The organism is Aquitalea sp. S1-19 (assembly GCF_024343515.1).
On sequence record NZ_RJTZ01000002.1, the window covers coordinates 1 to 13799 of the forward strand.

14 protein-coding genes are annotated in these 13799 nt (G+C 58.6%); 8 read left to right on the forward strand and 6 right to left on the reverse strand.

Translation table 11 applies throughout. The features are described 5' to 3' along the window. Nucleotides 1-890 (forward strand): NAD(P)(+) transhydrogenase (Re/Si-specific) subunit beta (locus tag EGI20_RS00440; protein WP_498628709.1); only part of this gene is annotated, 890 nt, incomplete at its 5' end. Nucleotides 891-966: 76 nt separating this feature from the next. Here EGI20_RS00440 and EGI20_RS00445 read toward each other — a convergent pair. Then, entirely contained in the window at nt 967-1590 is a 624-nt protein-coding gene (locus tag EGI20_RS00445; RefSeq protein WP_498628711.1) for a 3'-5' exonuclease, read from the reverse strand. Between EGI20_RS00445 and EGI20_RS00450 the strand changes: the two genes are divergently transcribed. From EGI20_RS00450 to EGI20_RS00465, 4 genes are all read left to right on the forward strand, one after another. Continuing rightward, on the forward strand, nt 1589-1927 hold the full coding sequence (locus EGI20_RS00450; protein ID WP_498628713.1) for a hypothetical protein: 339 nt from the start codon (nt 1589-1591) through the stop codon (nt 1925-1927). The two genes, EGI20_RS00445 and EGI20_RS00450, sit on opposite strands and share 2 nt — an antisense overlap. A gap of 79 nt (nt 1928-2006) precedes the next feature. Beyond that, a complete protein-coding gene (gene moaA, locus EGI20_RS00455) occupies nt 2007-2999 on the forward strand; it encodes a GTP 3',8-cyclase MoaA (protein ID WP_498628831.1) in 993 nt (330 codons plus the stop codon). Between the two features lie 208 nt (nt 3000-3207). After that, nucleotides 3208-5148: a type IV pili methyl-accepting chemotaxis transducer N-terminal domain-containing protein gene (locus tag EGI20_RS00460; RefSeq protein WP_498628715.1), complete on the forward strand. Its 1941-nt coding sequence runs from the start codon at nt 3208-3210 to the stop codon at nt 5146-5148. A 20-nt stretch (nt 5149-5168) separates the two neighbouring features. Further along, entirely contained in the window at nt 5169-5822 is a 654-nt protein-coding gene (locus EGI20_RS00465) for a response regulator (protein WP_498628717.1), read from the forward strand. A gap of 60 nt (nt 5823-5882) precedes the next feature. Here the strand turns inward: EGI20_RS00465 and EGI20_RS00470 are convergent, their stop codons facing one another. After that, entirely contained in the window at nt 5883-6194 is a 312-nt protein-coding gene (locus EGI20_RS00470) for a high-potential iron-sulfur protein (RefSeq protein ID WP_498628719.1), read from the reverse strand. Nucleotides 6195-6442: 248 nt separating this feature from the next. Between EGI20_RS00470 and crcB the strand changes: the two genes are divergently transcribed. Then, nucleotides 6443-6826, forward strand: a complete 384-nt coding sequence (gene crcB, locus EGI20_RS00475) for a fluoride efflux transporter CrcB (RefSeq protein ID WP_124733860.1) — start codon at nt 6443-6445, stop codon at nt 6824-6826. Here crcB and EGI20_RS00480 read toward each other — a convergent pair. After that, nucleotides 6803-7723 carry a LysR substrate-binding domain-containing protein gene (locus EGI20_RS00480; RefSeq protein ID WP_498628721.1) on the reverse strand — a complete coding sequence of 307 codons (921 nt, stop codon included), beginning with the start codon at nt 7721-7723 and terminating at the stop codon, nt 6803-6805. The two genes, crcB and EGI20_RS00480, sit on opposite strands and share 24 nt — an antisense overlap. Nucleotides 7724-7847: 124 nt before the next feature. Here EGI20_RS00480 and EGI20_RS00485 point away from each other — a divergent pair, with 124 nt between their 5' ends. Together EGI20_RS00485 and EGI20_RS00490 are read left to right on the forward strand one after the other, a co-directional pair. Then, on the forward strand, nt 7848-8819 hold the full coding sequence (locus EGI20_RS00485) for a DMT family transporter (protein ID WP_498628723.1): 972 nt from the start codon (nt 7848-7850) through the stop codon (nt 8817-8819). Between the two features lie 93 nt (nt 8820-8912). After that, a complete protein-coding gene (locus EGI20_RS00490) occupies nt 8913-11270 on the forward strand; it encodes a heavy metal translocating P-type ATPase (protein ID WP_498628725.1) in 2358 nt (785 codons plus the stop codon). 70 nt (nt 11271-11340) lie between these two features. Here the strand turns inward: EGI20_RS00490 and rsgA are convergent, their stop codons facing one another. From rsgA to EGI20_RS00505, 3 genes are read right to left on the reverse strand one after another with little or no spacing between them, the layout of a single operon-like run. Next, nucleotides 11341-12204 carry a ribosome small subunit-dependent GTPase A gene (rsgA, locus tag EGI20_RS00495; protein ID WP_124733864.1) on the reverse strand — a complete coding sequence of 288 codons (864 nt, stop codon included), beginning with the start codon at nt 12202-12204 and terminating at the stop codon, nt 11341-11343. Next, entirely contained in the window at nt 12201-12524 is a 324-nt protein-coding gene (locus EGI20_RS00500; protein WP_498628728.1) for a 4a-hydroxytetrahydrobiopterin dehydratase, read from the reverse strand. The genes rsgA and EGI20_RS00500 overlap by 4 nt, the downstream gene beginning before the upstream one ends. Continuing rightward, on the reverse strand, nt 12521-13771 hold the full coding sequence (locus tag EGI20_RS00505; protein ID WP_498628730.1) for a M48 family metallopeptidase: 1251 nt from the start codon (nt 13769-13771) through the stop codon (nt 12521-12523). The genes EGI20_RS00500 and EGI20_RS00505 overlap by 4 nt, the downstream gene beginning before the upstream one ends. Nucleotides 13772-13799: the final 28 nt, after the last annotated feature.

Below are 13799 nucleotides of genomic sequence, written 5' to 3' on the forward strand. Positions count from 1 at the left end.
TGTTGGCGATCGCCATGGTCGGCTTCGGCGTGGTGTACTTCACCACCGACAGCCATGCTGCTTTCCTCGCCATGGTGGCAGTGGCGCTGGTGCTGGGTGTGACACTGATCATCCCGATCGGCGGTGCCGACATGCCGGTGGTGGTGTCGATGCTGAACTCATACTCGGGCTGGGCGGCAGCCGGTATCGGTTTCACCCTGAACAACCCGGTGCTGATCATCGCCGGTGCCTGCGTCGGCGCCTCCGGTGCCATCCTGTCCTACATCATGTGCAAGGCGATGAACCGCTCCATCGTATCGGTGCTGCTGGGTGGCTTCGGTGCCGAAGCGGCCGCTGGCGGCGGCGCGGCTTCCGGCCCGAAGAACTACAAGTCCGGTTCGGCTGAAGACGCTGCCTTCCTGATGAGCAACGCCGACAGCGTGATCATCGTGCCGGGCTATGGCCTGGCGGTGTCGCGTGCCCAGCATGCGCTGCAGGAATTTGCCAACTTGCTGACCGAGAAGGGTGTCAATGTGCGCTACGCCATCCACCCGGTGGCTGGTCGTATGCCGGGGCATATGAACGTGCTGTTGGCGGAAGCCGAAGTGCCGTACGAGCAGGTGCAGGAGATGGAGGAGATCAACTCCGACTTCGCCAACACCGACGTGGTGCTGGTGATCGGCGCCAACGACGTGGTCAACCCGGCTGCGCTGAAAGACAAGGCCAGCCCGATCTATGGCATGCCTATCTTGGAAGCGCACAAGGCGCGCACCGTGATCGTGGTCAAGCGTTCGATGAGCGTGGGTTACGCGGGTCTGGATAACGAACTCTTCTACATGGACAAGACCATGATGGTGTTCGGTGACGCCAAGAAGGTGGTCGAAGAGCTGGTCAAGGGCGTCGACCACTAAGCCCGTCTAGCAACAGATGTAAACAAAAGCCCGTCTCACTGCGACGGGCTTTTGATTTGAAGAAAGGGCGGAGCCTTTACACTGGTGCGTGCACCAGCCCTGCATCCAGTAAGGCCTGATGCACGCGAATGGCGGCATAGGCATCGTTGGCGGCATACAGCAACTGGCGTTCGGCCAGCTCTTTGCTGGCCCAGTTGGAGGTGCTGATGTGCTTGGATTTGGCCAGCTTCTGGCCAAACAGCATGGCGATGGCGGTTTTGGCGCCGATCTGCTGGCGATAGCCCTGGCGTCGGAAGGTGTGATCCAGATCGATAAGCTGCTGCGGAATAATGCCGAAGCGCTTGCCCAGATGGCCCAGATCGCTTTTTAACCCGAAGCCGACCTTGGCGACCTGTGTCGACTGCAGCACTTCAAATGCTGCTGCTAGTGTGTCGTGCTGATGGCTCTGGAATAGCCAGGCCCGGTCCAGGCTGGAAAACTGCAGCACATGCGGGCCTTCCGAATTCTGCCCTTTGTGGAAGGTGGGCCGCGATTCGGTATCAAAGCCCAGCGCCTGATGCTGTCGCATTTCCTGCAAGGCGGCTTCTGCGCTATCGCGACAGCGCACCACCGTGATGTGGTCCAGTGTCAGCCCGGCAAAAGGCGGCAAGGTGGCGATATGGGTTTTGTCCGGCGGGGTCAGGGGCAAAGGCGAAGGCATGGTGTTCCAGTTTTTTGGTCTGGTGCCATTGTCCAGCATTGTGCGCGGCATGGCTATGGTGGAGCCAGTCCGAAGTGGTCAGATACTGCGCTCATCGCTACCATGCCAGGGCAGGGTGGCTGGACTGTCGGCCCGGATGCCACTGCCGGCCGAGGGCCGCCTGTTTATGGGGGCGCTGTTTGTGGTCTTTCCACTCACGAGTCATGTGTTGTCGGCGACTGCGCGTGATGCGGCCACCCGGCATGATTTGCAGCTATTGGCGGGACAAGGTCGGATCAGCGGGATGACGCTTGCCACTACCGACTCGCTGCTGGTGCAGCAAGTGATGGTCTGCTGATTAGTTTGTCGTGCCTATGGCATGTTTCTCGCCAGGGTGGCACAGTGCGCGGCATACTTGCTTGGGGTTTGTTATGGTAATGCCTGAAAAGAATACGGCGCTGATCGATGGTTTTGGCCGTCGCATCGACTATTTGCGCGTTTCGGTGACCGATCGTTGCGATCTGCGCTGTACGTACTGCCTGCCCAAGGGTTTTAAAGGCTTCGAGGAGCCGGCGCACTGGCTCTCGCACGAGGAGATGGCCCGCCTGATCGGCCTGTTTGTCGGTCTTGGCGTATCCAAAGTGCGTCTGACCGGCGGGGAGCCCTTGTTGCGGCGCAATCTGACGGATTTGGCTGCGCGCATCACCGCCTTGCCGGGGCTGCGTGACCTGTCTTTGTCTACCAATGCAACCCAGCTTGCCCGCCATGCACATGCGCTGAAAGAGGCTGGCGTTAAGCGGCTCAATGTCAGTCTGGATACGCTGGATGCGGCACGTTTTGCCGAGATTACCGGGCGCGATTGTCTGCCCCAGGTGCTGGAAGGGCTGCTGGCGGCACGTGCTGCCGGCTTTGCGCCTGTCAAACTCAATGCCGTGGTGCAAGCCGGGGTCAATGAGGCCGATATTTCGCGGTTGCTGGTTTTTGCTTTGGAACACCGTTTTGTGCTCAGGCTGATCGAGACCATGCCCATAGGCGACACCGGACGCCAGGCGGCTTATATCGATGTGACGGCCTTAGGTGAGCGTATCGCGAAGCAATACCGGCTGATTCCCCAGGTGTTGGGGCAGGGGGCCGGGCCGGCCCGTTACTGGACCAGTGCCGATGGCGGCATGAGTTTCGGCGTGATTACGCCGATGTCGCGCCATTTTTGCGCGGCCTGCAACCGGGTGCGCCTCGGCGTAGACGGTACGCTTTACCTGTGTCTGGGACAGAACGATAGCGTGGCGTTGGGCAGTCTGCTGCGGGAGGGCGCGAGCGATGATGAACTGTTGGCCGCCATCCATGCGGCAATTGCCGCCAAACCGGAGCGCCATCATTTCAACGAGACGCCGGATAAAATCGTGCGTTTTATGTCGCAAACCGGTGGCTAAAACGGTTTTGTGCACGATATCGAACGTTTTATTGATGGCTTTACGGCGTATCCGCCGCGATACGGGCCTATTCGTCGCGCCCGGATGCTTTTTTGCCGCTGGTTTGTCAGTCTGATGCAAGCTGTCAACTTGCCGACGGTGCCTGCCTTGCTGCATGATGCGCACACTTTGAATACATGATGTTGCTTTACCCTCCCATTTGTGTGCCATGACTACACCAGACCCTGGCTTTACCGCCTCGCCTCCTGCTCTGTCCCAGCGCCTGTCTACCCGCATCGTTGCCAGTGCCATCGCCGCCCTGTTGCTGATCATGGCAATGATTTTGGGCACTTTGTGGCTGTCCTGGCAGCTCGAAGGTGCGGCGGCAGCGATCAATGACGCAGGTAGTCTGCGCATGCGGGCAACCAAAGTAGCGGTGGAGTTGCAAAAGCCTGCGCCAAATCTCACCGTCCATCAGTCAAGGGTGAACGCCGAGCTTGCGCTGCAAGATCTGACCCTGGCGCAACTGGTGTCGGGCAATCCGGCGCGCCCCTTGTTCCTGCCATCAGAGAGCCTTGTGCAAGAGCAGATGGCACAGGTGGTGCGCTATTGGCAAACAGTGCTCAAGCCAGCGGCGGCCACTTCGCTACAGACGGGCAGCAGTCAGCCGTATTTGCAGGCTCTGCCCGAGTTCATTCGCCACGCCAATCAATTGGTGTTGCTGGTCGAGCAGAACAACGAGCGCCAAAACGACTGGTTGCGCCTGTCGCAAGGCGTGCTGGCTCTGGTGGCGTGCGGCGGTACGCTGGTGATGATTTACCTGCTGTATTTGTGGATCATCTTGCCGGTACTGCGTTTGCAGCAGGGCTTGCAAAAAATGGCCCGCCACGAGTTCGGCGTGCGTTTGCCGATTGAAAGTCGCGACGAATTGGGCATGCTGGCGGGGGGCTTCAACCAGATGGCCGATGAGCTGGAAGGCTTGTATCGCGATCTTGAAGCCAGGGTGCAGGACAAAACGGCACAACTGGCGGCGCAAAACCGCGAGTTGTCCGCCTTGTATGAAATCGAGGCGTTCCTCAATCAGCCCGGCGATATCGAGACTTTGTGCCGCGGTTTTTTGCAGCGGGTCATGCCGCTTTTAGATGCCGAAGGCGGCAGTCTGCGCGTACTGGATGGTCACAGCGGTAAGTTGCACCTGACGGTGTCGGAAGGGCTGGCCGATGCCTTGGCGGCTGAGGAAAATTGTACCCGGCTACACGACTGCTTGTGTGGCGAGGCCAGCCAGAGCGGGATGGTGCTGGTGCATGATTTTCGCCAGCGTCCGCGAGCAGAGGGCTATCGCTGCAGCAAGGAAGGCTTTGCTGCGCTGGCCGCGTTTCAGATCATCGCGCCTGATCAGGTTTTGGGTACGTTTGCTTTGCATTTTCATGCGCCGCGCGACATCGGCTCGGCCGATAGCCAGTTGCTGCGCACCTTGGGCCAGCGGCTGGGTGTTGCATTGCTCAACCGGCGCCTGAGTGCAAAGGCACGCCAGCTGGCTGTGGTGGAGGAACGCTCGCTGGTGGCACAAGGCTTGCACGACAGTATTGCCCAGGGTTTGAATTTCCTGAATCTGCAGGTGCAGATGCTGGATGTGGCAGCCAAGGCCGATGATATGGCGGAAGTGCGTGAAATTGTGCCGCTATTGAAGACCGGTGTGGAAGAGAGCTATCAGGATGTGCGCGAGCTGTTGCTGAATTTCCGCAGCAAGCTGGGGCCGGGCGAGCTGATGAGCGGTATTGAAGACACCGTTGCGCGTTTTCGCCGCCAATGTGAAGCCGAGGTTGTGCTGAATGTGCAGGAGCAAGGTGGTGCACCCTTGCCGCCCGAGCAACAGTTGCAGGTGCTGTTTATCTTGCAGGAGGCTTTATCCAATGTGCGCAAGCACGCTTGTGCGAGCAAAGTTGAAATCATGATGCAAAATGGGGCGGACTTTGTGTTGCAGGTTAGTGACAATGGCGACGGTTATGATCCGGCCGAGGTGGTTTCCCGCGCTGAAGGGCATATTGGCCTGCATATTATGCAGGAGAGGGCTCGTCGTCTTAACGCAAGCCTGACCCTGAGTTCGGTGCCGGGTGAGGGCAGCAGCTTGCTGCTGAAGCTATCACAGGCGGTGCGCCAAGCCGCTTGAAAACAAAAAAGAGTCCAAAGATGACTATCCGCATATTGCTGATCGATGACCACACCCTGTTCCGTTCGGGCATACGCTTGCTATTGCAAAGACAAGATGATTTTGACGTCGTGGGCGAGGCGGCAGATGGGGTCGAAGGCATTAAACGCGCCAAGACCTTGCGCCCGGATGTGATCCTGCTGGATTTGAACATGCCGGGCTTGTCCGGGCTGGATACCTTGCAGTTACTGGTGCAGGATCTGCCCGAGGTGGCGATCCTGATCCTGACCGTGTCGGAAGAGGCGGACGAACTGGCGCAGGCCTTGCGCGATGGCGCGCGCGGTTACCTGCTGAAGAATATCGAGGCGGACACATTAAGTGCGGCCATTCGTGATGCGGCAGCGGGCAAGTCGGTGATTGCCGCCGATATGACGGCCAAACTGGTGGCTCAGTTCCGTACCCAGCCACGTGCCACGCCGGTGCCGGCTGTACCTGCCGAACATGACAAGCTGACCCCGCGTGAGCGCGAAATCGTGCAATGTCTGGTGCGAGGTGAAAGCAACAAGGAAATCGCCCGCCATCTGGATGTGGCCGAGAGTACGGTGAAGATACATGTGCAGAACGTGCTGAAAAAACTGGGGCTGTCCAGCCGGGTGCAGGTGGCGGTATACGGCGTAGAACACGGGCTGGGTTGAGGAGAGCACGCATAAAAAAACGGACCGCGAAGGTCCGTTTTTTTATGCAGAGGTTCGGGCTCAGGCCTTCTTGACCCAGGCGCTGCACCAGCCCTTGTTGGCGACCAGCTTGCCGCCGAAAATGGCGCAAGGTGCAGAGGCTGCAGTGGCTGCGCCTTGAAATAGCTGGCAATTGCCGCAGTACTGGTTAGCGGCGTGCTTGGGGAACTTGGTCTTGTCGACTTTGGCGGTATTAGCCTTGTAGCCCAGTGCGATGGCTTGCGGGTCGGTTTCTACAACGGCAGCAGGCGCGGCCATGGCCTTGCCGCCAAGTACGGCAAGTGCACCGGCAGCTGGGATTACTTTAAGCAGGAAAGTTCTACGGCTGGTCATTTCTTCACTCCTTCGGGTTTGTCTTGTTGCATCCACTTTATCCGGATGCACAGTTTATAATCTTACATTATGCCGATAGTATTTTTTGGCAATTTACCCGACATATGCTTGCGCCTGTTTGACATTTATCAAGCTTGATCTGCTTTGTATGCTTTTATTTGATCAGGTCTGTGTGAGGTTTGGTCTTTTATCTTTCCATGCGCTTAGTGCATGAATAAACTTGTACGTTTTGCCAGACAGAGCAAGTCATGAAACAAGTCATAGCCATTTGCTGCGGCGCCAGTCTGGGCGCCTTGTCGCGCTGGGGGCTGAGCGAATTGAACCGCCACTTTCCACTGCTGCCACCGGGCACCCTGATCGCCAATTTGCTGGGGGGCTACCTGATCGGCCTGGCGATTGCCTATTTTGCCCATGCCGATATTGCCCCGCACTGGCGCTTGTTTGTGGTGACCGGATTTTTGGGGGCGCTGACCACATTCTCGACTTTTTCGGTCGAGGTCACGTCCTTGTTGCAGCAGGGACGACCATTGTGGGCGTTGTTTGCCGTCAGCAGCCATGTATTGGGCTCGCTATTCATGACCGCGCTGGGTATGGCTAGCTGGAATGTCCTACACAAGGCCGGTTTGTTCTGATCTGTTTGATGTCGTGTCCTCAAGCAGGGCTTTCACCAGTTTTTGGCCAGGTGCGGGTAGCTCTTGCCAGTCCGTGAAGCAGATTTTCAGCTCCCGCTCTGCCCAGTGATCTTCCAGCCGGATAATGCGCAGTCCGTACAGCACTGCCAGTTGTTGTGCGCTTTTGGCAGGGAGTATGCCCAAGCCGCAGCCTTGTCCTACCATATTGGCCAGGGTCTGGAAGTTGGGCATGCGAACGCGTATACGCAGCGTGCTCCCCTTGAGCCTGGCCATGTCCTGCAAAAAGCGCTGCATGGCGCTGCTTTCGGATAAACCGACAAACGGTTGATCCAGTGCCTCGGCAAACTTCAGGCTGGTCCTGCCCGCCAAGGCGTGCGAAGCGGCACAAACCAGTACCAGCCGGTCGCGGGCAAATGGCAGTGTGCTTAGCTGGTTGATGCCCATGCTGCCATCCAGAATGCCGATGTCGATCGAACCTTGTTCCAGCTGGCCGATGATTTCATGGCTGGGTGCCTCGCTTAGCAGCAAGTCTATCTCTGGCTCATGCGCGAGCACATCGCCCAGCCTCTCCGGCAAAAAAACATGGCAGGCCATGGTGTTGCCGCAGATGCGTAGTGCGCGGCATTTGCCTTGCCCCAGTTCGACCAGTTCATCCTCCAGCTTGTCCGTCGCTTGTATCAGTTTGCGCGCATGCGCCAGCAGCAGCTCGCCCGCAGCACTCAGCGTGATGCCGCGCGAGTGCCGCTCAACCAGTGTCAGCCCATAGAGCGTTTCCAGTTTTTTCAGCCGTTGGCTCGCCGCCGATAGCGCCATAGGGAAGCGCAAGGCAGTCGTGCTCAGGCTGCCGCTTTCAGCCAGCAGCAGGAAAAAGCGCAGGTCTACCAAATCCAATCGCATTGATACCCTTCTGTTTTAATGAAAGCTTGTTATGGCAATGACAGAGGCTGGTTCAGCGTCTGTTGCGCATAATGACGGCTTCAAAGCAAGCATATTCATATATTTCATGAACAGGTTCAAGGTAATGATGGATCAAGCTGCCTTCGCAAAAAACAAAGGCTTATTACTGGCAGTTTTATCCGCCGCCGGATTTTCAGCCAAGGCTATTTTCGTCAAACTGGGTTTTGGCTATCACGCCAGTGCCGAAGCTTTACTGATGCTGCGCATGCTGTTTGCGCTGCCTTTTTTTGTCATCATGGCCTGGGCCTGTATCCGCCAAGGCGCTCTCAGGCGCATGGGGCGACAGGAGACGGCGGCGGTGATTATTTTGGGACTGTGCGGCTATTATCTTGCCAGTTTGTTTGACTTCATCGGCTTGCAATATATTTCGTCCGGACTTGAACGCTTGCTGTTGTTTCTTTACCCCACCGTGGTGCTGCTCATTTCGGTCTTGTTCCTCGGTAAGCGTTATCCGCAGCGTGTCTGGTTGGCGGTGTTGCTCGCCTACGCCGGTGCGGCACTGGCTTTGCAGCATGATCTGGCCGCAGCAAAGGCAAACGAGCAGGTATGGACCGGTGTCGCATGGGTTGGCGCCAGCATGTTAGTCTATGCAGTGTATGTTGCAGGTTCTGGCGAATGGCTTGCCCGCATCGGCGCAACGGCGTTTGCCGCCTTTGCCTCTCTTGTGGCTTGTATGGCGGTGATGCTGCATTTCGGTTTGACCAGTGCCTGGTCGTCGCTGATTTTGCCACCTCAGGTCTATATCATCGCGCTGGCTATGGCATTGTTCAGCACCGTGTTTCCAGTCTGGGCATTGAGTCAGGCCATACGGCTGCTGGGTGCCGGGCGTGCTGCTTCGGTCAGTACATTGGGGCCGGTGCTGACGCTGTTTATGGGATGGAGCATATTGGGCGAAAGCTTGTCTGGCTTGCAGCTGGCGGGCGCTGCGCTGACGATAGGCGGCGTGGTGCTGATTGCCCGAAGCGGGCAGCCAGGTGAAAAAACGACAGGTCATTGCGCAGCAAGGCTGGGCGCCAGGCAATCTGAGTGCGCATAAGTGTGCCGTTGTTGTATTGCAACTGATCATGCCTAGTTAAGGCATGAATCATGCCCACCCCCGCGGTGGGCCTTATTTTTTTGGAGTGTCGTCATGCGTACCGTAACCCTGACCTTGCCCATAGACGGCATGAGTTGTGCCGCTTGCGCTACGCGGATAGAAAAAGTGCTGGGGCGGCTGGATGGGGTGGAGGCCAGCGTCAGCTTTGCCAGCGAAAGCGTGCAGCTCAATCTGGACACCGACAAGCAAACCGTGCTGGCCGTCACGCAAGCCATTGCCAAGGCCGGCTTTAGCGTGCCGCAGGCGTCGGTTACGCTGGCGCTGGAGGGCATGAGCTGCGCGTCTTGTGCCACGCGCATCGAAAAGGTATTGAATCGCCTGCCCGGGGTGGAGGCGGTGGTCAATTTTGCCAGTGAAACGGTGCAAGTGCATTTTCCCGAGGGTACGCAAAGTGCCGGTGCCCTGATTGCGGCCATTCAAAAAGCCGGCTATGGCGCACGCGCGCTGACGGATGAAACTGACGGCGATGCCGCCAAAGTTCGCCATGCGGCCGCTTACCGGCATGAGCTGAAAATTTTCCTCTTGTCCTTGCTGCTGACTTTGCCCTTCTTGCTGGAAATGCTGGCCATGCTTGCTGGCGGGCATCATGGCTGGTTGCCGCGGTCTTTGCAGCTGGTCTTGGCAACGCCGGTGCAGTTTTATGTGGGCTGGCGCTTTTACAAGGGGGCGTATAGTGCATTGCGCGGTGGCGGCGCCAATATGGATGTGCTGGTGGCACTGGGCACCAGCATGGCATGGGGGTTTTCGGCTTGGGTCACGCTGGCAGGCCTGCACCATCTGCATGTGTATTTCGAGGCCAGTGCGGCCGTGATTACGCTGGTACTGCTGGGTAAATTGATGGAGGCGCGGGCCAAGGGCAAGACCAGCGGCGCGATCGAGGCGCTGATCCGTCTGGCCCCCAAGCAGGCCAGAGTCGAGCGCGATGGCGGTTTTGCCGATGTCGCTGTAAGCGAGCTGGTAGCCGGCGATATCGTGGTGGTGCGTAATGGTGAAAACGTGCCGGTAGACGGGGTCATCTTGTCCGGGCAAGCCAGTTTTGACGAAAGCCTGCTTACCGGAGAGAGCCTGCCGCTGGCCAAGGCTGAGGGCGCGCAGGTGTTTGCGGGCAGCAAGAGCCAGGACGGTATGGTCAAAATACGTGCCACCGGCGTAGGGGGGCGCACCCAGCTGGCGCAGATCGTCAAGCTGGTGCGCGAGGCACAAGGCTCGAAAGCGCCGATACAGCGCCTGGCCGATGTGATTTCCGGCGTATTTGTGCCGGTCGTGGTGGCGATTGCCGTCGTGACCTTTGCCGCCACCGGCTGGTTGACGGGCAGCTGGACGCAGGCGCTGGTGCATGCGGTGGCGGTGTTGGTTATCGCATGCCCGTGCGCGCTGGGTCTGGCTACTCCAACGGCGGTGATGGTGGGGATAGGCAACGGGGCGCGGCGCGGCATTCTGTTTCGCAATGCAGCGGCGCTGGAAACCGCCGGCCGGCTGAGTCTGGTGGTGCTGGATAAAACCGGCACGCTGACCGAAGGGCGGCCTGAACTGGTTGGCGTAATCGCGGGCTCGCGTAGCGAAAACGAAGTCGTAGCACTGGCTGCCGCTGTCGAGGCTGGCTCCGAACACCCGCTGGCGCGCGCACTATTGGCGGCGGCGCAAGCGCGCAGTCTGAGTTTGCCTGCCAGTCACGGTTTTTTAGCTTTGCCCAGCCAAGGGGTGCTGGCCGAGGTTGAAGGGGTAGGGCAAGTCAAGGTCGGGGAGCCCGCCTGGATAGGCGTGACCCTGCCCGAAGAAGCGCAAGCCTGGACGCGACAAGGCTGCACGGTGGTGGCGGTGGCTATCGCGGGCGAACTGGCGGGGCTGATGGCGATTGCCGACAAGCTTAAGCCGTCTTCGCGCGCGGCGGTGGCCGGCTTGCAGGCGCTGGGTATACGTGTGGTGATGCTCACCGGGGACAATCAGGATACGGCTGCCGCCATTGCCAGGGAGGCCGGTATCCGCGAATTCAAGGGCGAGGTCAAGCCCAAGCACAAGGCCGCCGAAATCGAGGCGTATAAAAAGACCGGTCTCAAGGTCGGGATGGTGGGCGATGGGGTGAATGATGCGCCGGCGCTGGCCGCCGCCGATGCAAGCTTCGCCATGGGCGCCGGTTCGGATGTGGCAATAGAAGCGGCCGATGTGACGCTGATGCATGGCGATCTGCTGCACTTGCTGGACGCTATCCGTCTGTCGCGTGCCACGCTGGCCAAGATCCGCCAGAACCTGTTTTTTGCTTTTATCTACAACACGCTGGGCATTCCGCTGGCGGCATTCGGCCTGTTGAATCCGGTCATTGCCGGTGCGGCCATGGCACTGAGTTCGGTGTCTGTCGTCAGCAACTCCCTGCTGCTCAGGCGCTGGAAATAAGGTTTGATTCCAGCGGCACAAACCAGACGGGCTTCATGGTTGCATGAAGCCCGTTTTGTATGGCTATTTTTTAATCCAGCTTGCCGCTGATCAGGCGCTGGAACAATTCCAGCCGGTGCGGGGCGATATCGCCGCGTGCGGCGGCGGCCTTGATTGCGCAGTCAGGCTCGTTGCGGTGTGAGCAATTGTGAAAACGGCACTGACCGATAAGCGGCCGCATTTCGGGGAAGTAGTAAATGAAATCGGTCGCGGCAATATGGGCCAGGCCAAAAGCCTGCAAGCCGGGGGAGTCGATCAGCTGGCTGTTTTCATCCAGATGGTAGAGCGCAGCATGGGTGGTGGTGTGACGGCCGGTATCCAGTGCGGTGGAAATGTCGCCCACGCGCGCATTGACATGTGGCAGCAGGGCATTGGTCAGCGTCGACTTGCCCATGCCGGACTGGCCGACCAGTACCGAGGTATGCCCCGCAAGAAACGGGCGAATGGCATCGGCGTTTTCCAGCGCCGACAGTACCACCACCTGGTAGCCCAGTTGCTGATACAGCTCAAGCTTCTTCAGCCATGCTGCCGTTTCCGGCAAATCGCTTTTATTGACGATAATCACCGGGTCGATATCGGCGGCTTCGGCGGCAATCAGGCAGCGCCCAAGCAGTTCCTCGCTGGGCGAGGGCACGGCGGCTGATACAAACAGGATGCGCGTCACATTGGCGGCGATGACCTTGGTTTTCCAGTCGTCCTGACGGTAAAGCAGGCTGCGCCGTTCCTGCGTGCCCTCGATGACCGCCTGCTCTTTATTCTGTATGGTGATGTCGACCCAGTCGCCACAGGCATAGTCGACCCGTTTGGCGCGGGTCGTGGCATCGTATTCGGTGTCGCCACACTCGACGATAAAACGGCGGCCGTAACTGCGGATAATCTGCCCGGTCGCCTTCATGCGTGTGCGCCTGCGAGCGCACTGCATTTGGCGGCGCAGATGACATCATTCAGTGTGATGCCGTTTGCGTCATGGGTGGAGAAGCGCACGACAACACGGTTGAAATGCACGGATAAATCCGGATGGTGGTTTTCCTTATGGGCAATAAAGGCCAGCGCATTTACAAAGGCCATGGTGCGGTAGTAGTCGGCAAAGTGCCAACTGCGCACCAGCGCGCCATCCAGCAACTGCCAGTCGGGCAAATCCTGCAGATGGATCAGTAAATCGTTGGCATCCAGCGCGGTATAGCTCTCGCTGCAAGAGAGATCGGTCAGTTTCATGCGGGTAATCCTTTGAGATGGGCGATACGCAGCGCCGCTGGCGGGTGCGAGTCGTAAAAAGCCGAATAAAGCGGGTCTGGCGTCAGTGTGGACGCATTATCGCGGTAGAGTTTGACCAGTGCCGAGATCAGGTCGCTGGCCGCCGTTTCGCCGGCGGCAAACGCATCCGCCTCATATTCATGTTTGCGCGACAGCAGGCTGGACAAGGGCGTCAGCGGAAAGGTGAAGAGTGGCATGACCATGAAAAACAGCACAAGGGCGATGGCATAGCTCTGGCTGGATAGGCCCAGGCCCTGATAAAACCAGAGATTAGTCAAGCATTGGCCCAGTACAAACAAAAAGACCAGCGCCAGCGCAAAGGTCGTCGCCATGCGTTTGGCGACATGTTTTTTCTTGAAGTGCCCCAGTTCGTGCGCCAGTACCGCTTCGACTTCGGCATGGCTTAGCGTGCCCAACAGGGTGTCGAAAAATACGATGCGCTTGGCAGCACCAAAACCGGTGAAATAGGCATTGCCATGACTGGAGCGGCGTGAGCCATCCATCACGAAAATGCCCTGGCTTTTAAAACCGGTGCGGGTGAGTAGTTTGTCGATGCGCGCAGCCAATACCTTGTCGTCAAGTGGCTGAAAGCGGTTGAAAAGCGGGGCAATCAAGGTCGGGTAAACCAGCAGCAAAAGCAGGCTGAAGCCGGCCCAAGCCAGCCATACCCATAGCCACCACAGCGTACCGGCGCCTTGCATCAGCCACAGCACCAGCGCTAATAGCGGCAAGCCCAGCAGCACCGACAGCAAGGTACTGCGCAGCAGGTCGGTGATAAAGAGGCGTGGCGTGACCTTGTTAAAGCCGTAACGCGCCTCGATGCCGAAGGTCGAAATCAGGGTAAAGGGCAGGCCGGCAAGCGAGCTTGCCAGTGTGGTCAGTGCGACAAACACAAGACCGCGGCCTAGCTCGTCCAGACCGGAAATGGCACTTGCCTGCCATAAATACTGCAAACCACCCCCCAGCGTCAGTACCAGCAGGAGCAGGGCATCAAACAGGCTGGAGGCCATGGCTAGGCGCATTTTGGCGATGGTGTAGTCGGCCGCATGCTGGTGGGTCGATAGCGGGATGCTGGCGGCGAACTCGGCCGGAACCGCATTGCGGTGCGTGCGTACATGGGCTATCTGGCGCTGTGCCAGAAACAGGCGCAAACACAGGCTTAAAGCCAGCGCAAAAAGAAACAGGATGTTAAAAAGGGGTGCGGTCATGGCGTGTGCCGTTTGCCGAACGGGCGGC

Bases quoted from the DNA above. Each gene is read 5' to 3' on its own strand.
- EGI20_RS00500 (WP_498628728.1), bottom strand. From the start codon at position 12,524: ATGAAACTGACCGATCTCTCTTGCAGCGAGAGCTATACCGCGCTGGAT.
- EGI20_RS00445 (WP_498628711.1), bottom strand. From the start codon at position 1,590: ATGCCTTCGCCTTTGCCCCTGACCCCGCCGGACAAAACCCATATCGCC.
- EGI20_RS00460 (WP_498628715.1), top strand. From the start codon at position 3,208: ATGACTACACCAGACCCTGGCTTTACCGCCTCGCCTCCTGCTCTGTCC.
- moaA (WP_498628831.1), top strand. From the start codon at position 2,007: ATGCCTGAAAAGAATACGGCGCTGATCGATGGTTTTGGCCGTCGCATC.
- EGI20_RS00450 (WP_498628713.1), top strand. From the start codon at position 1,589: ATGGTGTTCCAGTTTTTTGGTCTGGTGCCATTGTCCAGCATTGTGCGC.
- EGI20_RS00465 (WP_498628717.1), top strand. From the start codon at position 5,169: ATGACTATCCGCATATTGCTGATCGATGACCACACCCTGTTCCGTTCG.
- EGI20_RS00490 (WP_498628725.1), top strand. From the start codon at position 8,913: ATGCGTACCGTAACCCTGACCTTGCCCATAGACGGCATGAGTTGTGCC.
- EGI20_RS00485 (WP_498628723.1), top strand. From the start codon at position 7,848: ATGATGGATCAAGCTGCCTTCGCAAAAAACAAAGGCTTATTACTGGCA.
- rsgA (WP_124733864.1), bottom strand. From the start codon at position 12,204: ATGAAGGCGACCGGGCAGATTATCCGCAGTTACGGCCGCCGTTTTATC.
- EGI20_RS00470 (WP_498628719.1), bottom strand. From the start codon at position 6,194: ATGACCAGCCGTAGAACTTTCCTGCTTAAAGTAATCCCAGCTGCCGGT.
- crcB (WP_124733860.1), top strand. From the start codon at position 6,443: ATGAAACAAGTCATAGCCATTTGCTGCGGCGCCAGTCTGGGCGCCTTG.
- EGI20_RS00505 (WP_498628730.1), bottom strand. From the start codon at position 13,771: ATGACCGCACCCCTTTTTAACATCCTGTTTCTTTTTGCGCTGGCTTTA.
- EGI20_RS00480 (WP_498628721.1), bottom strand. From the start codon at position 7,723: ATGCGATTGGATTTGGTAGACCTGCGCTTTTTCCTGCTGCTGGCTGAA.